This window comes from Micromonospora siamensis, assembly GCF_900090305.1.
Lineage (GTDB): Bacteria > Actinomycetota > Actinomycetes > Mycobacteriales > Micromonosporaceae > Micromonospora > Micromonospora siamensis.
This window is the reverse complement of sequence record NZ_LT607751.1, coordinates 4,828,181-4,846,999: the sequence shown is the minus strand read 5'-3', so window position 1 is coordinate 4,846,999 and position 18,819 is coordinate 4,828,181. Positions and strand designations below refer to the sequence as shown.

The window sequence follows — 18,819 nt, the reverse complement described above, 5'->3', positions numbered from 1 at the left end:
GTACGAGGCATGGCGGAATGGTTGTCCCAGCTGACCGAGCTTCCCACCACCCTGCAGGCCGGGGCGCTCGCGGTGGTCATGCTCCTGGACGCCGTACCCCTGCTGGGCGTGCTCGTCCCCGGCGACGTGGCGATCCTCGCCGCGATCGGTGTCGGGGCGCCCGCCACCACCGGCGCCAGCTTCGCCGCCGTGGTCGGCGGCTGCCTGGCCGGCTGGTCGCTGAGCTTCCTCGCCGGCCGGCGCTACGGCGACCGGTTGCGGCACAGCCGGGCCGGGGGCTGGATCGGCGAGACCCGGTGGGCCGCCGCGGAGGGCATCCTGCGCGCCGGTGGCGGGCGGATGGTGCTGGTCGCGCCCTTCCTGCCGGTGTTCAACGCGCTGCTGCCGCTGGCCGCGGGTGGGCTGCGGATGCCGTACCGGCGCTTCCTGGCCTGCGCGGCGGCCGGCGCGACGGCGTGGGCGGGTCTCTACGTGCTGCTCGGCACCGCGGCCCGGTCGCTGGCCGGGGTGCTGCCGGGGTTCGGCGGACCCTTGCCGGTCACCATGGCGGTCGGCCTGCTCCTCGCCGCCCTGGCGGTGGCCGGCACCCGGCGCCGGCTGCGGGCCGTGCTGGCCGAGCAGGCCGGCTGACCACGCCGGCCGGCATCGCCTCGGGGGCGGCCGGCGCGGATCGACAGGACCGCGCCGGCCGGGCGGTCACCAGCCCCGGGCCCGCCACTGCGGCAGGGCGGGGCGCTCCGCGCCGAGCGTGCTGTCCTTGCCGTGGCCCGGGTAGAACCAGGTCTCGTCGGGCAGCCGGTCGAAGAGCTTGTGCTCGACGTCGTCGATCAGCGAGCCGAACCGCTGCGGGTCCTGCTCGGTGTTGCCGACACCACCGGGAAACAGCGAGTCGCCGGTGAACAGGTGCGGTACGCCGGACGGGTCCCGGTAGAGCAGCGCGATCGACCCGGGAGTGTGCCCCACCAGGTGGATCACCTCGAGTTCGCAGTCGCCCACCCGCACGGTGTCCCCGTCGCGCAGCGGCTCCGCCGGGATCGGCAGCCCGTCGGCGTCGTCGGCGTGCACCAGGGCACGGGCGCCGGTCTTGGCGACCACCTCCTCCAGCGCCACCCAGTGGTCCATGTGCCGGTGGGTGGTGACCACCGTGGCCAGCCCGCCGTCGGCGACCAGCTCCAGCAGCCGGGGCGCCTCGTTCGCCGCGTCGATCAGCAGCTGCTCGCCGGTGTCGTGGCAGCGCAGCAGGTAGGCGTTGTTGTCCATCGGGCCGACCGACACCTTGGTGACGGTGAGCCGGTCCAGTTCGCGTACCGCCGGCGCTCCGCCGGGGGTGACGTCTCCGTTGTAGGTCATCGGTTACCTAGATCCATTCCGGTGGGGTCGGTAGCGGGCCGTGCGGGGTCACGGTGAGCACCCGGCCGTCGGCGCGGCCGATCAGCCAGGCCGCCAGCTCCGGCGCCGGACCGGCGACCACGGGGGCGCCGGCCGGCTCGCCGACGGTGAGTTCGTGCCGGCTGCCCTCGAAGCGCAGCACCATCGCCGGCACGTCGGAGCGACCGGCCAGGTCGGCGGCGACCTCGTGCAGCAGCCGGTGGCCGAACGCCGCCGGCCAGTCGGCCGGCCGGTATCCCACGGCCAGGTCGACGTGGTGCACCTCGACCTCCCGCAGCCGGGCCCAGACCAGCCGGGCGGCCACCATCGGGCCACGGTGGGTCCGCACCGTAGCCGCCCAGGCCGGCACCGGCATGGCGGCGACCGCGTCGACGAACCGGGCGGCCGAGCGACGCAGGTCGGCCAGGTGCTCGGCCGGCGGGCGGGCCGCGCCGGCCTCGATGTCGGCGGTCCGGGCGGCGGGGTCGGCGTACATCGGGATGTCCTCGCCGGTGCGCGCCGCGGTGAGCAGGTTGAGCATGCCGTCGGCGTTGCGGGCCAGGTGGGCCAGCACGTGCCCCCGGGTCCAGCCGGGCAGCAGCGACGGCGCGGCGACCGCCGCGGCGTCGAGGGCCCCGACGGTGGCCAGCAGCCGCGCGGTGGCGTCGTCCACCTCGCCGGTCAGCAACAGCGGGTCGGTGGTCACGGGTCGACCCTAGCGGTCGCCTCGCACCGCGTCGCCGTGGAAATCGCTTTCGGCGCGTCGGCGGTGGTCCTACCGTCGTCGCAGAACGCGGCACCGGGGGTCGGGAGGCGAGGTGGTGGTGACCATGCCCGTCGTCGTACGCGTGTTCCGCCCCAACCCGTTCCGACACTCCTGAGGATGTGCCATGACGATCGACCTCACCGCCCTCGGCTGGGACGCCGACCGGGCGGCCCAGGCGCCCCGCCGGACCGGGCGGCGTCCCGGCCGGGTGGCCCGGGTGGACCGCGGCGTCTGCACGGTGCTCACCGCCGACGGGCCGGTGCGCGCCTCGCTGGGTGGCGCGGTCCTCGGCGACGCCGCCCGGGACCCGGCGACCCTGCCCTGCGCCGGTGACTGGGTGCTGCTGGCGACCTGGCCGGACGGGCCGGTCACCGTCGAGGCGGTGCTGCCCCGGCGGACCGCGCTGGTCCGCCGGACCGCCGGCAGGGACGCCAGCGGCCAGGTGCTGGCCGCCAACCTGGACGCGGCGGCGGTCGTCGAGCCGGTGCACCCCGAGCCGGACGTCGGCCGGATCGAACGGCTGCTCTCCCTGGTCCACGAGTCGGGGGCCCGCCCGCTGGTGCTGCTGACCAAGGCCGACCTGGCCGCCGACGCGGACGCGGTGGCCCGGCAGCTCGCCGCGGTGGCGCCGGGGGCGCCGGTGCTGCCGGTCAGCGCCGAGCGGGGGGAGGGCCTGGCGCCGCTGCGCCCGCTGGTCGCCCCCGGGCGCACCCTGGGGCTGCTCGGGCCCTCCGGCGCCGGCAAGTCGAGCCTGGTCAACGCGCTGGCCGGGGCGACGGTGATGCCGACCCAGGCGATCCGCCGGGTCGACGGCAAGGGCCGGCACACCACCACCTGGCGGGCCCTGGTGCCGATCCCCGGCGGCGGCGCCGTGCTGGACACCCCGGGGGTACGCGCGGTCGGCCTGCTGGACGGCGCGGCGGGCGTGGACCGGGCGTTCACCGACATCACGGCCCTCGCCGCCGGCTGCCGGTACGCCGACTGCGCGCACGACGCCGAGCCGGCCTGCGCGGTCCGGGCGGCCCTGGAGAACGGCGAGCTGCCGCCCCGGCGGTACGACAGCTGGCGCCGCCTGCAGCGGGAGGTGGCCCACGAGAGCCGGCGCCGGGAGGCCCGGGTGGCCGCCGAGCGGCGGGGTGGGTGGCGGTCGGCCCGGCGACGGACCGCGCGTCCGGCGCAGCCGCCGTCGGCGGGCGGATACTGACGGGCCGCTCCGGGGGCGTTAGGGGCGGCGCGACCGGGGTGAGCTGGGGGAATGTGCGGGCGCGGAAAGTTGTCGTACGTCGGGGCTAGAGTTGCCCAGGCGTCTTCTCCGCGCCCGCAAAACCGCTCAGACCCCGCTCGGAGCGGACAGAACCGCCTCACTTTCTTCTTCCGGGAGCACACGCACCGTGGCCGACCGACTGATCATCCGTGGCGCGCGCGAGCACAACCTGCGTGACGTCAGTCTCGACCTGCCCCGGGACGCTCTGATCGTCTTCACCGGGCTCTCCGGGTCGGGCAAGTCGAGCCTGGCCTTCGACACGATCTTCGCCGAGGGGCAGCGGCGCTACGTCGAGTCGCTCTCGTCGTACGCCCGGCAGTTCCTCGGCCAGATGGACAAGCCCGACGTCGACTTCATCGAGGGTCTCAGTCCCGCGGTCTCCATCGACCAGAAGTCCACCTCGCGCAACCCGCGCTCGACGGTGGGCACCATCACCGAGGTCTACGACTACCTCCGGCTGCTCTTCGCCCGCATCGGCGAGCCGCACTGCCCGGTCTGCGGCGAGCGGATCTCCAAGCAGAGCCCGCAGCAGATCGTCGACCGGGTCCTCGCCATGGCCGAGGGCACCAAGTTCATGGTCCTCGCCCCGGTGGTGCGCGGCCGCAAGGGCGAATACGTCGACCTCTTCGCCGAGCTCCAGGGCAAGGGCTACGCCCGGGCCCGGGTCGACGGCGTGGTGCACCAGCTCACCGAGCCGCCCAAGCTCAAGAAGCAGGAGAAGCACACGATCGAGGTGGTGATCGACCGGCTCACCGTCAAGGCCAGCGCCAAGCAGCGGCTGACCGACTCGGTCGAGGCCGCGCTCGGCCTCTCCGGCGGCCTGGTCCTGCTCGACTTCGTCGACCTGGCCGAGGACGACCCGAACCGGGAGCGCCGCTACTCCGAGCACCTGGCCTGCCCCAACGACCACCCCCTCGCCATCGAGGACCTGGAGCCCCGGGTCTTCTCCTTCAACGCGCCGTACGGCGCCTGCCCGGAGTGCACCGGCCTGGGCACCAAGAAGGAGGTCGACCCGGAGCTGATCATTCCCGACCCGGAGCGCAGCCTCCGCGAGGGCGCGATCCAGCCCTGGTCCACCGGGCACAACCTGGAATACTTCCTCCGCCTGCTGGAGGCGCTCGGCGAGAGCCAGCACTTCGACGTCGACACGCCGTGGCGGGCGCTGCCGTCGCGGGCGCAGAAGACGATCCTGCACGGCTCCGACGACCAGGTGCACGTGCGCTACCGCAACAAGTACGGTCGCGAGCGCTCCTACTACACCGGCTTCGAGGGCGTGGTGCAGTGGATCGAGCGCCGGCACTCCGACACCGAGTCCGAGTGGTCCCGCGACAAGTACGAGGGCTACATGCGCGACGTGCCCTGCGCGGCCTGCGGTGGCGCCCGCCTCAAGCCGGAGGTGCTCGCGGTCACCCTGGCCGGGCGGAGCATCGCCGAGGTCTGCAACCTGTCGGTGGGCGAGGCGGCCGACCTGCTGGCCGGCATCGAGCTGACCGACCGGCAGAAGCTGATCGCCGAGCGGGTGCTCAAGGAGATCAACGCCCGGTTGAAGTTCCTGCTCGACGTCGGCCTGGACTACCTCTCCCTGGACCGGGCGGCGGGCACCCTCTCCGGTGGCGAGGCGCAGCGCATCCGGCTGGCCACCCAGATCGGCTCCGGCCTGGTCGGCGTCCTCTACGTGCTCGACGAGCCGTCGATCGGGCTGCACCAGCGCGACAACCACCGGCTGATCGAGACGCTGATCCGGCTGCGCGGCCTGGGCAACACGCTGATCGTGGTGGAGCACGACGAGGACACCATCCGGATGGCGGACTGGATCGTCGACATCGGCCCGGGCGCGGGGGAGCACGGCGGCAAGATCGTGCACAGCGGTTCGGTGCCGGCGCTGCTGGACAATCCCGAGTCGGTCACCGGGGCGTACCTCTCCGGGCGGAAGGTGATCCCCACCCCGCAGCAGCGCCGGCCGCAGACCCCCGGCCGCGAGCTGGTGGTGCACGGCGCCCGCGAGCACAACCTGCACAACCTGACCGTCGGCTTCCCGCTGGGCCAGTTGATCGCGGTCACCGGGGTCAGCGGCTCGGGCAAGTCGACGCTGGTCAACGACATCCTGCACGCCGTACTGGCCAACCAGATCAACGGTGCCCGGCTGGTGCCGGGCCGGCACACCCGGGTCACCGGCCTGGAGCACGTGGACAAGGTCGTCGGCGTCGACCAGTCGCCGATCGGGCGTACGCCCCGGTCCAACCCGGCGACCTACACCGGCGTCTGGGACCACGTCCGCCGGCTCTTCGCCGAGACCACCGAGGCCAAGGTCCGGGGATACGGCCCCGGCCGGTTCTCGTTCAACGTCAAGGGCGGCCGTTGCGAGGCGTGCTCCGGCGACGGCACCATCAAGATCGAGATGAACTTCCTCCCGGACGTCTACGTCCCCTGCGAGGTCTGCAAGGGCGCGCGTTACAACCGGGAGACCCTCGAGGTGCACTACAAGGGCAAGACGGTCTCCGACGTGCTGGAGATGCCGATCGAGGAGGCGGCCGAGTTCTTCTCCGCCATCCCGGCCATTCACCGGCACCTCAAGACCCTGGTCGACGTCGGGCTGGGCTACGTCCGGCTCGGCCAGCCCGCGCCGACCCTCTCCGGCGGTGAGGCGCAGCGCGTCAAGCTCGCCTCCGAGCTGCAGAAGCGCTCCACCGGCCGGACGGTCTACGTCCTCGACGAGCCGACCACCGGCCTGCACTTCGAGGACATCCGCAAGCTGCTGATGGTGCTCGAGGGCCTGGTCGACAAGGGCAACACCGTGATCACCATCGAGCACAACCTCGACGTGATCAAGACCGCCGACTGGATCATCGACATGGGCCCCGAGGGTGGCCACCGGGGCGGCACGGTGCTCGCCACCGGCACCCCGGAAGAGGTCGCCGAGGTGCCGGAGAGCCACACCGGCCAGTTCCTGCGCCCGCTGCTCAAGCTCGACGGCACGGCGAAGGGCGCCGCGGCGGCCACCACCCGGGCGGCGAAGGCCAACGGCGCCACCCGGTCCCGGTCGACCCGCAAGGTGCCGGCCGGGGCGCGCTGACCCGCGGGCGGTGGACCGACCCGGTCCGCGAGATCGACGGCCGGGTCGCGCCGGCCGTCGAGGCGGTTCCGCCGGTGTGCCGTCGGCGGGACACGAACGCGAACGGGCGGGCCCACGATCGGGTCCGCCCGTCGCCGTTGCCGGGCCCTGCGGCGGCCCGTTGAACCGGGTGACCGGGTGGCGCGTGTCGAAGGGCAGGGGCGCCGGGTCGCCGACCGGGGCCACCAACCGAGAGGGGCCGCAGATGAGTGACGAGCAGGCTTGCACCGGGCCGGGTACGCCCACCCGCCGTACCCTGCTGGCCGGCGCCGGAGCGGTCGGGGCCGGCGTGCTCCTCTCCGCCTGCGGCAGCGACGACGGCTCCGGCTCCGGCGCCACTCCGACCAGCGGCGGGCCGGGCGCCGGGCCGACGAGCGGCGGGCCGGGCGCGACGGGCGCCGGGGACGCCGAAGGCGGCAACCGGGACAGCGCCGGCCCGCTGACCCGGACCACCGACGTCCCTGTCGGCGGAGGCGTCATCCTCGCCGACAAGGGTGTGGTGATCACCCAGCCGCAGGCCGGTCAGTTCAAGGGCTTCGACCCGATCTGCACCCACCAGGGCTGCCCGGTGTCGAAGATCGACGGTGACTCGATCATCTGCACCTGCCACGGCAGCCGCTTCTCGACCAGCGACGGCTCGGTCCAGCAGGGGCCCGCCACGAAGCCGCTGCCGGCGAAACAGCTCAAGGTCACCGGCGAGCAGATCACCCTGGCCTGAACCGGGTCACACGGGCGTGCGGGTCGCCTCCGTACCGTCCGCGGCGGCCCGCCGCCCGACCGGCTCGACGGCGCGCGGTGGGTCGCGCAGGACCCGCGGCGGCAGGGCCCGCTCCAGCAGCAGCACGGCCCCGACGGTGCCCGCGTTGACCAGCGCCAGGACCAGCCACGGCGCGGTGCCGTCGACCTCGTGCAGGGTGGCGAAGAAGGCCGGGGCGAGCATCGAGGCGAGCGTCCAGGAGTACTGGAACACCGCCAGGTAACGCCCCCGCGAACCGGCCGGCGCGACCGCCGCGGCGAGCGCCGCCGAGGCCGGCGCGTGGGCCAGCTCCGCCACGGTGCACAGCAGCGTCGCGGCCACCAGCAGCGGCGCCACCACGACCAGCGGCCCGGGCCCCAGGGCGGCCATCGCCACACCCCAGACCGTCCAGAGGGTCGCCGCCAGGGCGATGGTGCGGCTGCGCCGGAAGCGGGGCAGGCGGGTGCCGACCGGCCCGGACAGCGCGGCGATTCCGAAGGCGTTGCCGGCGAGCACCGCGGCGGTGAGCCAGGCCGGGGCGCGCAGGTCGGTCAGCACCACCGTGGGCAGCGCCAGACCGAGCATCATGCTGGTCAACGCGTGCGCCGTGTTCACCGTGACCAGACCGAGGAAGGGCCGGTCGCGCAGCAGGGCCGGGTAGCCGCCGCGGCCGGTCGTGGCCGGGGTGGACGCGGTGCGGGGCGCGCGTACCGCCACCGCGATGGTGAGCGCGGCCAGGGTGAAGCACCCGGCCGCCGCCCAGGCGGTCGCGCGGTAGGCGGCCGGTTGGCCGTTCGCCACGAGCAGGCCGGTGGCCAGCCCGCCGATCGCCAGGCCGGCGGACCGGGCCCCGTTGCTCACCGAGTACCAGGTGTCCGACGTCCATCCGCCGCCGCGGCCGTCGACGTAGTCGGCGACCAGCGTGAAGACCGTGGACCAGAAGAACCGCACCCCGAGGGCCACCAGTGCCGCCGCGGCGAAGACGCCGACCGGGCCGGTGACCCGGGAGTACGCGAGATAGCCGGCCGCCTGTAGCAGCTGGGCGGCGACCACCACCGGCAACGCGCCGAACCGGTCGGCCAGCGCCCCCGCCCACAACGGCACCCCGAGGGTGAGTGCGGTGGCCGCGCTGAGCAGCAGACCCAGCCGTCCCAGCGGGACGTCGGTCAGCACCAGGAAGTAGACCAGCGACAGGGGCATGAACAGGCCGTTGCCGATCGCGTCGACGGTCAGCGCCGCGACCAGGACGGCTCCGCCCCGGCTGCGGCGGATCGGCGTGGCCTGCATCCGCGCGCTCCTCGTTCGACCCGGTCACCCCACCGTCCGGGGTGCCGGACGTCCGGCGGGCGGCCCGGACGGGCCCGGGCGGGAACGCTACTGGTCAGGTGCCGGGCCGGGACACCGGTTTTCCCGGCCGGCCCGTGCCGTTGCCGGTCGGCCCGCCGTTTCCCGGCCTGCCCGTGTCGTTGTCCGGCCCGCAAGCGTCGCCCGAGGGCTGTCGGTCCATCGGATTACGCTTGTCGGGTGGCTGATCCCTCGACCTATCGACCCGCGCCCGGCACGATTCCCGAGTCCCCGGGGGTCTACCGGTTCCGCGACGGCACCGGTCGGGTGATCTACGTCGGCAAGGCCCGCAACCTGCGCAGCCGGCTCAACTCCTACTTCGCCGACCCGGTCAACCTGCACCAGCGCACCCGGCAGATGGTCTTCACGGCGGAGTCGGTGGACTGGATCACCGTCGCCACCGAGGTGGAGGCCCTCCAGCAGGAATACACCTGGATCAAGCAGTACGACCCTCGGTTCAACGTCCGCTACCGCGACGACAAGTCGTACCCGTACCTCGCGGTGACCCTCGACGAGGAATACCCGCGTCTGCAGGTGATGCGGGGCGCCAAGCGCAAGGGGGTGCGGTATTTCGGGCCGTACTCGCACGCCTGGGCGATCCGCGAGACCCTCGACCTGCTGCTGCGGGTCTTCCCGGCGCGGACCTGCTCCTCCGGGGTGTTCAAGCGGGCCGGCCAGGTCGGCCGTCCCTGCCTGCTGGGCTACATCGGCAAGTGCTCGGCGCCCTGCGTGGGCACCGTCTCCGCCGACCGGCACCGGGAGATCGTCGACGGCTTCTGCGACTTCATGGCCGGCCGCACCGACACCATGGTCCGCAAGCTCGAACGAGAGATGCTCCAGGCCAGCGAGGAGTTGGAGTTCGAGCGGGCGGCCCGGCTCCGCGACGACGTCGCCGCCCTGCGCCGGGCGATGGAGAAGCAGACCGTGGTGCTCGGCGACGGCACGGACGCCGACGTGGTGGCCTTCGCCGACGACCCGCTCGAGGCCGCCGTGCAGGTCTTCCACGTCCGCGACGGCCGGGTCCGCGGCCAGCGCGGTTGGGTGGTGGAGAAGACCGAGGAGCTGAGCACCGGCGACCTGGTGCACCACTTCTGCACCCAGGTGTACGGCGGCGAGCAGGGCGAGGCGGACGTGCCCCGCGAGCTGCTCGTCCCCGAGCTGCCCGCCGACGCCGACGCGCTGGCCGACTGGCTCTCCGGCCGGCGAGGGAGCCGGGTCGCCCTGCGGGTACCGCAGCGCGGCGACAAGAAGGCCCTGCTGGAGACCGTCGAGCGCAACGCGAAGGACGCCCTGAACCGGCACAAGCTCAAGCGCGCCGGTGACCTGACCACCCGCAGCAAGGCGCTCGACGAGATCAGCGAGGCGCTGGACATGCGCACCTCGCCGCTGCGCATCGAGTGCTTCGACGTGTCCCAGATCCAGGGCACCGACGTGGTGGCCAGCATGGTGGTCTTCGAGGACGGGCTGCCGCGTAAGAGCGAATACCGCCGTTTCATCGTCCGCGGCGCCACCGACGACCTCTCCGCCATGTCGGAGGTGCTGCGCCGCCGCTTCGCCCGCTATCTCGACGCCCGCGCCGAGACCGGCGAGCTGGGGGAGGAGACCGCCGCCGACCCGGACCGGCCGGGCATCGACCCAACCACCGGGCGGCCCCGCAAGTTCGCGTACCCGCCGCAGCTGGTGGTGGTCGACGGCGGTGCGCCGCAGGTGGCGGCGGCCGCCCAGGCCCTCGCCGAGCTGGGCATCGACGACGTGGCGCTCTGCGGGCTGGCCAAGCGGCTGGAGGAGGTCTGGCTGCCCGACGACGACTTCCCGGTCATCCTGCCGCGTACGTCCGAGGGGCTCTACCTGTTGCAGCGGGTCCGCGACGAGGCGCACCGGTTCGCCATCACCTTCCACCGGCAGCGCCGCTCGAAGCGGATGACCGAGTCGGCCCTGGACAACATCCCCGGCCTCGGCGAGGTACGCCGCAAGGCGCTGCTGCGGCACTTCGGGTCGCTGAAGCGGCTCTCGGCGGCGACCGTGGACGAGATCACCGAGGTGCCGGGGGTGGGTAAGCGGACGGCGGAGGCGATCCTCGCCGCGCTGGACGAGGAGACCACGGCGACCCCGTCCACCCCCGGCTGACCCGCCACCCCCGGCTGACCCGCCACCCCCGGCTGACCCGCCACCCCCGGCTGACCCGCCGCCCGCGGCGGCGTCCGGTCGTCGCCCAGCTGGCCGGCGTGCCCACATGTCGTGGCGTCCCTGGCGGCCGTCGCACCGGCATGTCACGGCGTCCCTGCCGGCCGTCGCGTCCTATGCCCGCATGTCGCGGCATCCCTGACGGCCGTCGCGGCGTTATGTCCGCGTCGTCGCAGCGTCCCTGCCGGCTGTCGGGCTGGCGTGTGGCATAGCGGTGTCGCCGCCGGCGCGGGCGACGGGAGCGTCCGGCACCCAGCGGGCCTCGTCACTCGGCGCGGAGCCGCCACCGCTCGGTGGAACGCCATGGCTGTCTCCGGGCCCGTTTGACAGCCATGGCGTTCCACTCACGCATGTCGCCGCCAGGCGGCATGGGCGGAATGTCCGGGTTGTGGTGTTCCGGGTGTCGGGTTTGTGAGCGGTGCCCGGTGGCGGGCGGCACTCGGGGGGCGGAATCGCGGGCGGGGCCGGGGCGTTGTACCTGGCATACCGCGGGCACTCCCAGCCCGCCGGCCCAGGGCAAGGCCCGGTGGAATGCCGGACCGAGCCGCACGGTTACACCCCGGACCGCGCAGCACCGGTCAGGGCCCGGCGGAATGCGGGACCGAGTCGCCGGGTTACACCCTCCGGGATCGCGCAGCACCGGTCCCCGGTAGCGCCGGCGGGAATCGTCTCCGGCCACCGGTCGTTACATCCCCGGTCAGCCGAGCAGGTCCCCCGGATCGCCGAGCCGACCCTCTTTCAGGCTTCCCCCTTTTTGTCGCGTGGCCGCATCGCACCCCCGTGTGGGTCGCGCGCACAACCCCCGAATGCAGAGGAGCACGCCGATGCGTACCGATCTGATTCGTAAGAGCGCTCTGACCGTTGCCGGCCTGGCCGCCACGACCGCGGGTATCGCGGGTCCGGCGATCGCCGCGCAGGCCACCCCGGCCGAGAAGGCCGCCACCGGTGTGTCCAGCAACCGTGGCCACGGCGAGCGCGAGCTCAACGTGCGCTACGAGGCACAGCCGAACTTCTACTACTGCGGCCCCGCCGCCACCCGCAACGCCCTCTCCGTCCAGGGCAAGGACATCGACGTCGACGCCATGGCCAAGGAGATGGGCACCACCGAACCACCGAGGACGGCACCAACAGCATCAACGACATCACCCCGGTGCTGAACAAGGAGACCGGTAAGGACGTGTACCGGTCGGTGGAGATCAAGGACCGTAAGGCCGACGACAAGCAGACCGACAAGCTGCGCGCCGACATCGTCGAGACCGTCGACGAGGGCCGGGCCGTGGTGGCGAACATCGCCGGTACCGCGGTGGACACCGACGGCAACACCCATTCCTTCGAGGGCGGGCACTACATCTCGGTGGTGGGTTACCGCGATGGTGGGAAGACCGTGACGATCGCCGACTCGGCCGACCCGAACATGGCCTCCTACCGGATGAGCGTGGACAACCTCGCCGACTGGATCGCCACCCGCGGCTACACCGCCAGCTGACCCCGAGCAACCGACAAGGGCCCGACCCCCCACCCGGGGTCGGGCCCTCGTCGTCTGTCCACGGGCCGTCCACCCGATACGGCTGCGGGCGGGTCAGCCCTCGGCCAGCACGCCGAGGATCGCGTCGCCGTACTTGGCCAGCTTGTTCTCGCCGACGCCGCCGACCTTGGACAGCTCACCCAGCGAGGTGGGTGCGTCGGTGGCGATCTGGCGCAACGTCGCGTCGTGGAAGATGACGTACGCGGGGACGCCCTGCTCCTTCGCGGTCGCCGCCCGCCAGGCGCGCAGCCGTTCGAACAGCGGCGCGGCCGACGGCGGCAGCTCGACGGCCGCGGCGGCGGAGGCCTTGGCGCGGGCGGCCCGCCCGGCGGACTTCCGTTCCGGCTCCCGGCGCATCATCACCGTGCGGCGGCGCCCCAGCACCTCGGCGCTGGCCTCGGTGAGGGCGAGGGTGCCGTAGTCGCCCTCGACCGCCAGCAGCCCCTCGGCCAGCAGCTGCCGGACCACGCCGCGCCATTCCGCCTCGCTCAGCTCACCGCCGATGCCGAAGACCGTCAGCTGGTCGTGGGTGTGCTGGGTGATCTTCTCGGTCTGCCGGCCGAGCAGGATGTCGACGCAGTGGCCGGCGCCGAACCGCTGGTTGCGTTCCCGGTCCAGCCGGAAGACGGTGGAGAGCAGCTTCTGCGCCGGCACCGTGCCGTCCCACGACTCCGGCGGCTCCAGGCAGGTGTCGCAGTTGCCGCACGGGCCGCCGGCCGGTTCGCCGAAGTATTCGAGCAGTTGGGCGCGGCGGCAGCGCACCGTCTCGCAGAGCGCCAGCATCGCGTCCAGGTGGGCGGCGAGCGAGCGGCGGCGGGCCAGGTCGCCGTCCGACGTCTCGATCATCTTGCGCTGCTGGACCACGTCCTGGAGCCCGTACGCCAGCCAGGCCGTGGACGGCAGACCATCCCGGCCGGCGCGGCCGGTCTCCTGGTAGTAGCCCTCCACGGACTTGGGCAGGTCGAGGTGGGCGACGAAGCGTACGTCCGGCTTGTCGATGCCCATGCCGAAGGCGATCGTGGCCACCATGACCAGGCCGTCCTCGCGTAGGAACCGCTGCTGGTTGGTCGCGCGGGTCGCCGCGTCCAGGCCGGCGTGGTAGGGCAGGGCGGGGATGCCGTTGGCGACCAGGAAGTCGGCGGTCTTCTCCACCGACGCGCGGGAGAGGCAGTAGACGATCCCGGCGTCGCCCGGGTGCTCGTCGCGGAGCAGGCTCAGCAGTTGCTTGCGGGGCTCCCGTTTCCCGACGATGCGGTACTGGATGTTGGGCCGGTCGAAGCTGGCCACGAAGTGCCGCGCCTCGGTCAGCTTGAGCCGGGTGGCGATCTCGGCGCGGGTCGCGGTGGTGGCCGTGGCGGTCAGCGCGATCCGCGGCACCGCCGGCCACCGCTCGTGCAGCATCGACAGGGCCAGGTAGTCGGGACGGAAGTCGTGCCCCCACTGGGCCACGCAGTGCGCCTCGTCGATGGCGAACAGCGCGATGCTGCCCCGGTCGAGCAGGTGCTGCACCGGGCGGGTGCCGAGCGCCTCCGGGGCGAGGTAGAGCAGGTCGAGCTCGCCGTCGAGGAAGGCCCGCTCGACCTGCCGCCGGGCGTCGAGGTCGAGCGTCGAGTTGAGGAAACCGGCGTTGACGCCGACGGCGGTGAGCGCGTCCACCTGGTCCTGCATCAGCGCGATCAGCGGCGAGATCACCACCGCGACGCCGGGGCGGACCAGCGCCGGGATCTGGTAGCACAGCGACTTGCCCCCACCGGTGGGCATCAGCACCAGGGCGTCCCCGCCGGCCACGACGTGGTCGATGACCTCGCGCTGGAAACCGCGGAACGCGTCGTAGCCGAAGACCCGGCGCAGCACCCCGGAGGCGTCCTCGGTCCGCTGCTCGGTGGTGGGGGAGACCATTGGGGCAGTCTACGGAGCGCCCCCGACAGCGTCCGGCCCCGGCGGGCCTGCCACGCCGAGGGCCGGACGTCGTCAGCGGGCCCCGTCGTCGAGGGGTGGCTCCTGTCGGGTGCGCGACCCCACCGCCGGATCGGGCGCCGAGCAGGAACACCGGGGTTGGTCGGCACGTTGAGCGCAGCGGACGGACCCGTCAGCGCGCCGGGGGCGACGATCGACGGGGCGCAGCGGGATAGAGTCGCTGACTGACCATGCCCGGTCGCAGAACGCACCGGAGCACCACGGCTTGGGGGTAACGGGTTGAGCGAGGCGGGAACTGCCCAGGAGCGGACACCGGGCGACCTGCCGGGCGTGCACGGGTCGGTCGTGGAGAGCCCGGCGGCGACCGGTGAGCCGGCCGAGGAGGAGACCACCCTGGTGGTGGTCACCGGCCTGTCCGGCGGCGGGCGCAGCACGGTGGCCCGGGCCTTGGAGAACGTCGGCTACTACGTGGTGGACAACCTCCCGCAGGCGCTGATGCTGGACATGGCCGAGCTGGCCGTGAAGGCGGGCGGCGCCGCCCGGCGTACGGCGATGGTGCTGGACGTGCGGTCCCGCGCCTTCTCCACCGACCTGGCCGGCGCGATCCGGGAGCTGAAGGACCGGGGCTTCCACCCCCGGGTGGTCTTCGTGGACGCCGACGACGAGGTGCTGATCCGGCGGTTCGAGAGCGTCCGGCGCTCGCACCCGTTGCAGGGCGACGGCCGGCTGGCCGACGGCATCGCCGTGGAGCGGGAGCTGCTGGAGGAGGCCCGCGACCAGGCCGACGTGATCATCGACACCAGTCAGCTCAACGTCAACCAGCTGCGCCGCCGGGTGGAGGAGCTGTTCGCCGGCGAGGACGCCCGCCGGCTGCGGGTCACCGTGCTCTCCTTCGGCTTCAAGTACGGCCTGCCGCCGGACGCCGACTTCGTGCTGGACGCCCGGTTCCTGCCCAACCCGTACTGGGTGCCGGAGCTGCGCGAGCACACCGGCCGGGAGGAGGCGGTCAGCGCGTACGTGCTGGGTCAGGAGGGGGCCGACGAGTTCGTCGCCGCCTACGCCGACCTGGTCAACGCCACCACCGCCGGCTTCGAGCGGGAGGGCAAGCGCTACCTGACCGTGGCGGTGGGCTGCACCGGTGGCAAACACCGCAGCGTCGCCATCACCGAGGAGCTCGCCGGCCGGCTGCGGCAGTCCGGCATCGCCGCCAACGCGCAACACCGGGACCTGGGGCGGGAATGACGGTGAAGGTGGTCGCCTTCGGCGGCGGGCACGGCCTCTCGGCGTCGCTGCGGGCGCTGCGTCACTGCGTACCCGAGATCGACCTGGACATCACCGCGGTGGTGACCGTGGGCGACGACGGCGGCTCCAGCGGCCGGCTCCGCGCCGAGCGCGGCGGCCTGCCCCCGGGTGACCTGCGGCAGGCGCTGGTGGCGCTGGCCGGGGAGCACCCGACGACCCGCCGCAGCGCGGGCCTGTTCCAGCACCGGTTCGCCCCGGCCGGCCCGGCCGGTGACGGGCTCGCCGGGCACGCGGTGGGCAACCTGGTGCTGTGCGGCCTGATGGAGCAGCTCGGCGACCCGGTGGCCGCGTTGCGGCACGCCGGCGTCATGCTCGGCGCGGTGGGTCGGGTGCTGCCGATGTCGCCGCAGCCGGTGGGGATCGAGGCGCTGGTGCGGGGGATCGACCCGGCCCGTCCCGACGAGGTGCGGACGGTCCGCGGCCAGCACCAGGTCGCGGTGACCACCGGGCGGGTCGAGTCGCTGCGGCTCACCCCGGACGCGCCGCCGGCCTGCGCGGAGGCGGTGGCGGCCATCACCGAGGCCGACTGGTTGATCTTCGGGCCGGGCAGCTGGTACACCAGCGTGCTGCCACACCTGCTGGTCCCCGGGCTGGCCGAGGCGATCGTGGCGAGTCCGGCCCGCCGGCTGGTCACCCTGAACCTGGCGGCCGAGAAGGAGACCCTCGGGCTCTCCGTGGCCGACCACCTGGCCGCGCTGCACTGGTATCTTCCCGAACTCAAGGTCGACCTGGTCCTCGCCGACGGCAAGGCGGTGGGTGACCCGGAACCGGTCGAGCGTGCGGCAGAATCGCTGGGTGCCCGACTGATCCTCGCCCCGGTGGCCGTCACCGACGGCACGTCCCGACACGATCCGGCCGCGCTCGGCGCCGCGCTGGTGCCTGTCCTGGGCGCCGATCGTTAAGCACGTACGTAATCACCGGCGACACGCCGGAACCGGTCCGTGAGGGGGCGCAGAATGGCGATGACAGCTGCGGTCAAGGACGAGCTGAGTCGGGTCGACGTGCCCAAGCCGTGCTGCCGACGTGCGGAGATGGCCGCGTTGCTGCGCTTCGCGGGCGGCCTGCACATCGTATCCGGGCGGGTGGTCGTCGAGGCGGAACTCGACACCGGCGCGGTGGCCCGGCGGCTGCGCCGGGAGATCGCCGAGGTGTACGGCTACCCGAGCGAGATCCACGTGCTGGCCTCCGGCGGCCTGCGCAAGGGCAGCCACTTCATCGTCCGGGTGGTCAAGGACGGCGAGGCGCTGGCCCGGCAGACCGGCCTGCTGGACGTCCGGGGCCGGCCGGTGCGCGGCCTGCCGCCGCACGTGGTGGCCGCGAACGTCTGCTGCGCCGTGTCGGCGTGGCGGGGCGCGTTCATGGCGCACGGCTCGTTGACCGAGCCGGGCCGCTCCAGCGCCCTGGAGATCACCTGCCCGGGTCCGGAGTCGGCGCTGGCCCTGGTCGGCGCGGCCCGCCGGATCGGCATCACCGCCAAGAACCGCGAGGTCCGCGGCGTGGACCGGGTGGTGGTCAAGGACGGTGACGCGATCGCCGCGCTGCTCACCCGGATCGGCGCGCACTCCAGCGTGCTGGCCTGGGAGGAACGTCGGGTACGCCGCGAGGTGCGGGCCACCGCGAACCGGCTGGCCAACTTCGACGACGCGAACCTGCGCCGTTCGGCCCGGGCGGCGGTGGCCGCGGCGGCCCGGGTGACCCGCGCGCTGGAGATCCTGGCCGACGACGCCCCCAACCACCTCACCTCGGCGGGGCGGCTGCGGCTGGAGCACCGGCAGGCCTCCCTGGAGGAGCTGGGCGCGCTGGCCGACCCGCCGTTGACCAAGGACGCCATCGCCGGCCGGATAAGGCGACTGCTGGCGCTGGCCGACAAGCGTGCCCGTGACCTGGGCATCCCCGATACGGAAGCGGCAGTCACGCCGGACATGCTCGTGGTCTGATAGGACGGTGACGGCCGGACGACGTTACCGAGCGCAACGCGGGACCGTCGCCGGGGCGGGCCGGCGCGTCCCACGGGGCGTACCGGATCTTGCCCCGGCGCAGCGGGGCCCCGTGCGCTCGGATAAGGTCACGACGTACGGCAAGGGGGCCGGCACAGGCTCTCCTCGCCGTGACTCACCGCCTCGGGCGGTCAGGTCTCCGGACCGCGGCGGGGTGGCCGAGATGAACCGTCAACGGCCGGCTCCAACGGTCGGCGCACACATCTCCGCCGGCCGGTGTCCGACGCCGGCGGACCAGAACGCGAGGAGATGGGACCTGTGACCATCCGGGTTGGCATCAACGGCTTCGGCCGGATCGGCCGTAACTTCTTCCGGGCAGTGCTTGCGTCCGGCGCCGACATCGAGATCGTGGCGGTCAACGACCTGACCGACAACGCGACGCTCGCCCACCTTGTCAAGTACGACAGCATCCTGGGTCGCCTCCCGCACGAGGTCAAGGCCAGCGCCGACGAGATCACCGTGGGTGGCAAGGCCATCAAGGTGTTCGAGGAGAAGGACCCCGCCAAGCTGGCGTGGGGCGAGGTCGGCGTCGACGTCGTCATCGAGTCCACCGGATTCTTCACCGACGGCACCAAGGCGAAGGCGCACATCGACGGCGGGGCCAAGAAGGTCATCATCTCCGCGCCGGCGAAGAACGAGGACGTCACCGTGGTCATGGGGGTTAACCAGGACCAGTACGACCCGGCCAAGCACAACATCATCTCGAACGCCTCCTGCACCACCAACTGCCTCGCCCCGATGGCGAAGGTCCTGCAGGACACGTTCGGGATCACCAAGGGTCTGATGACCACCATCCACGCGTACACCCAGGACCAGAACCTGCAGGACGCGCCGCACAAGGACCTGCGTCGGGCCCGCGCCGCCGCGCTGAACATCGTTCCCACCTCGACCGGTGCCGCGAAGGCGATCGGCCTGGTGCTGCCGGAGCTGAAGGGCAAGCTGGACGGCTACGCCCTGCGGGTGCCGATCCCGACCGGCTCGGCGACCGACCTGACCGTCGAGGTCGGCCGGGAGACCACCGTGGAGGAGGTCAACGCCGCGCTGAAGGCCGCCGCGGAGGGCCCGCTCAAGGGCATCCTGGTCTACAACGAGGACCCGATCGTGTCGGCGGACATCGTCACCGACCCGGCGTCCTGCATCTTCGACGCGCCGCTGACCAAGGTGATCGGCAACCAGGTCAAGGTCGTCGGCTGGTACGACAACGAGTGGGGCTACTCCAACCGCCTGGTCGACCTGGTCAAGCTGGTGGGTCAGTCCCTGTGAGTGCGAGGAGTGAGCTTGCGAGCCCCGCAGTCACGAACGGA

13 protein-coding genes and 1 pseudogene are annotated in these 18,819 nt (G+C 73.2%); 10 read left to right on the top strand and 4 right to left on the bottom strand.

Translation table 11 applies throughout. The features are described 5' to 3' along the window. Positions 1 to 9: 9 nt before the first annotated feature. On the top strand, positions 10 to 630 hold the full coding sequence (locus GA0074704_RS21990; protein WP_088972254.1) for a DedA family protein: 621 nt from the start codon (positions 10 to 12) through the stop codon (positions 628 to 630). 66 nt (positions 631 to 696) lie between these two features. Here the strand turns inward: GA0074704_RS21990 and GA0074704_RS21985 are convergent, their stop codons facing one another. Then, positions 697 to 1,350: an MBL fold metallo-hydrolase gene (locus GA0074704_RS21985; protein ID WP_088972253.1), complete on the bottom strand. Its 654-nt coding sequence runs from the start codon at positions 1,348 to 1,350 to the stop codon at positions 697 to 699. 7 nt (positions 1,351 to 1,357) lie between these two features. Continuing rightward, entirely contained in the window at positions 1,358 to 2,074 is a 717-nt protein-coding gene (locus GA0074704_RS21980; RefSeq protein WP_088972252.1) for a maleylpyruvate isomerase family mycothiol-dependent enzyme, read from the bottom strand. A gap of 184 nt (positions 2,075 to 2,258) precedes the next feature. On the opposite strand from GA0074704_RS21980, the gene rsgA reads away from it, so the two are divergent. The 3 genes from rsgA to GA0074704_RS21965 all read left to right on the top strand — a co-directional run bounded on the left by rsgA (position 2,259) and on the right by GA0074704_RS21965 (position 7,228). After that, complete coding sequence (rsgA, locus tag GA0074704_RS21975) at positions 2,259 to 3,338, top strand: ribosome small subunit-dependent GTPase A (protein WP_088972251.1); 1,080 nt, start codon at positions 2,259 to 2,261, stop codon at positions 3,336 to 3,338. A gap of 187 nt (positions 3,339 to 3,525) precedes the next feature. Beyond that, positions 3,526 to 6,471: an excinuclease ABC subunit UvrA gene (uvrA, locus tag GA0074704_RS21970; RefSeq protein WP_088972250.1), complete on the top strand. Its 2,946-nt coding sequence runs from the start codon at positions 3,526 to 3,528 to the stop codon at positions 6,469 to 6,471. A 244-nt stretch (positions 6,472 to 6,715) separates the two neighbouring features. Then, on the top strand, positions 6,716 to 7,228 hold the full coding sequence (locus GA0074704_RS21965; RefSeq protein ID WP_088972249.1) for a Rieske (2Fe-2S) protein: 513 nt from the start codon (positions 6,716 to 6,718) through the stop codon (positions 7,226 to 7,228). 6 nt (positions 7,229 to 7,234) lie between these two features. On the opposite strand, the gene GA0074704_RS21960 is transcribed toward GA0074704_RS21965, so the two are convergent. Then, positions 7,235 to 8,533, bottom strand: coding sequence for an MFS transporter (locus GA0074704_RS21960; protein WP_157743765.1), 1,299 nt, complete (start codon positions 8,531 to 8,533; stop codon positions 7,235 to 7,237). A gap of 237 nt (positions 8,534 to 8,770) precedes the next feature. Here GA0074704_RS21960 and uvrC point away from each other — a divergent pair, with 237 nt between their 5' ends. Further along, positions 8,771 to 10,717 carry an excinuclease ABC subunit UvrC gene (uvrC, locus tag GA0074704_RS21955; protein ID WP_088972248.1) on the top strand — a complete coding sequence of 649 codons (1,947 nt, stop codon included), beginning with the start codon at positions 8,771 to 8,773 and terminating at the stop codon, positions 10,715 to 10,717. Positions 10,718 to 11,598: 881 nt separating this feature from the next. Beyond that, positions 11,599 to 12,260 (top strand): annotated as a pseudogene (locus tag GA0074704_RS21950) (C39 family peptidase). A 93-nt stretch (positions 12,261 to 12,353) separates the two neighbouring features. Here the strand turns inward: GA0074704_RS21950 and recQ are convergent. Beyond that, the gene (gene recQ / locus GA0074704_RS21945) at positions 12,354 to 14,198 is read right to left on the bottom strand and encodes a DNA helicase RecQ (protein ID WP_088972247.1); all 1,845 of its coding nucleotides are present in this window, start codon (positions 14,196 to 14,198) and stop codon (positions 12,354 to 12,356) included. Between the two features lie 363 nt (positions 14,199 to 14,561). Here recQ and rapZ point away from each other — a divergent pair, with 363 nt between their 5' ends. From rapZ to gap, 4 genes are all read left to right on the top strand, one after another. Further along, positions 14,562 to 15,458, top strand: coding sequence for an RNase adapter RapZ (rapZ, locus tag GA0074704_RS21940; RefSeq protein WP_088973877.1), 897 nt, complete (start codon positions 14,562 to 14,564; stop codon positions 15,456 to 15,458). Further along, positions 15,455 to 16,420, top strand: coding sequence for a gluconeogenesis factor YvcK family protein (locus GA0074704_RS21935; protein WP_088972246.1), 966 nt, complete (start codon positions 15,455 to 15,457; stop codon positions 16,418 to 16,420). Before rapZ ends, GA0074704_RS21935 begins: the two co-directional genes overlap by 4 nt. Before the next feature lie 54 nt (positions 16,421 to 16,474). Beyond that, on the top strand, positions 16,475 to 17,455 hold the full coding sequence (gene whiA / locus GA0074704_RS21930) for a DNA-binding protein WhiA (protein ID WP_076467662.1): 981 nt from the start codon (positions 16,475 to 16,477) through the stop codon (positions 17,453 to 17,455). Between the two features lie 318 nt (positions 17,456 to 17,773). Beyond that, complete coding sequence (gene gap / locus GA0074704_RS21925; RefSeq protein WP_088972245.1) at positions 17,774 to 18,778, top strand: type I glyceraldehyde-3-phosphate dehydrogenase; 1,005 nt, start codon at positions 17,774 to 17,776, stop codon at positions 18,776 to 18,778. Positions 18,779 to 18,819 lie beyond the last annotated feature (41 nt).

What these genes read in the sequence shown, in the direction of transcription:
- GA0074704_RS21990 (WP_088972254.1), top strand. Translation starts at nt 10, where the DNA reads ATGGCGGAATGGTTGTCCCAGCTGACCGAGCTTCCCACCACCCTGCAG.
- GA0074704_RS21985 (WP_088972253.1), bottom strand. Translation starts at nt 1,350, where the DNA reads ATGACCTACAACGGAGACGTCACCCCCGGCGGAGCGCCGGCGGTACGC.
- rsgA (WP_088972251.1), top strand. Translation starts at nt 2,259, where the DNA reads ATGACGATCGACCTCACCGCCCTCGGCTGGGACGCCGACCGGGCGGCC.
- GA0074704_RS21965 (WP_088972249.1), top strand. Translation starts at nt 6,716, where the DNA reads ATGAGTGACGAGCAGGCTTGCACCGGGCCGGGTACGCCCACCCGCCGT.
- GA0074704_RS21960 (WP_157743765.1), bottom strand. Translation starts at nt 8,533, where the DNA reads ATGCAGGCCACGCCGATCCGCCGCAGCCGGGGCGGAGCCGTCCTGGTC.
- recQ (WP_088972247.1), bottom strand. Translation starts at nt 14,198, where the DNA reads ATGGTCTCCCCCACCACCGAGCAGCGGACCGAGGACGCCTCCGGGGTG.
- GA0074704_RS21935 (WP_088972246.1), top strand. Translation starts at nt 15,455, where the DNA reads ATGACGGTGAAGGTGGTCGCCTTCGGCGGCGGGCACGGCCTCTCGGCG.
- whiA (WP_076467662.1), top strand. Translation starts at nt 16,475, where the DNA reads ATGGCGATGACAGCTGCGGTCAAGGACGAGCTGAGTCGGGTCGACGTG.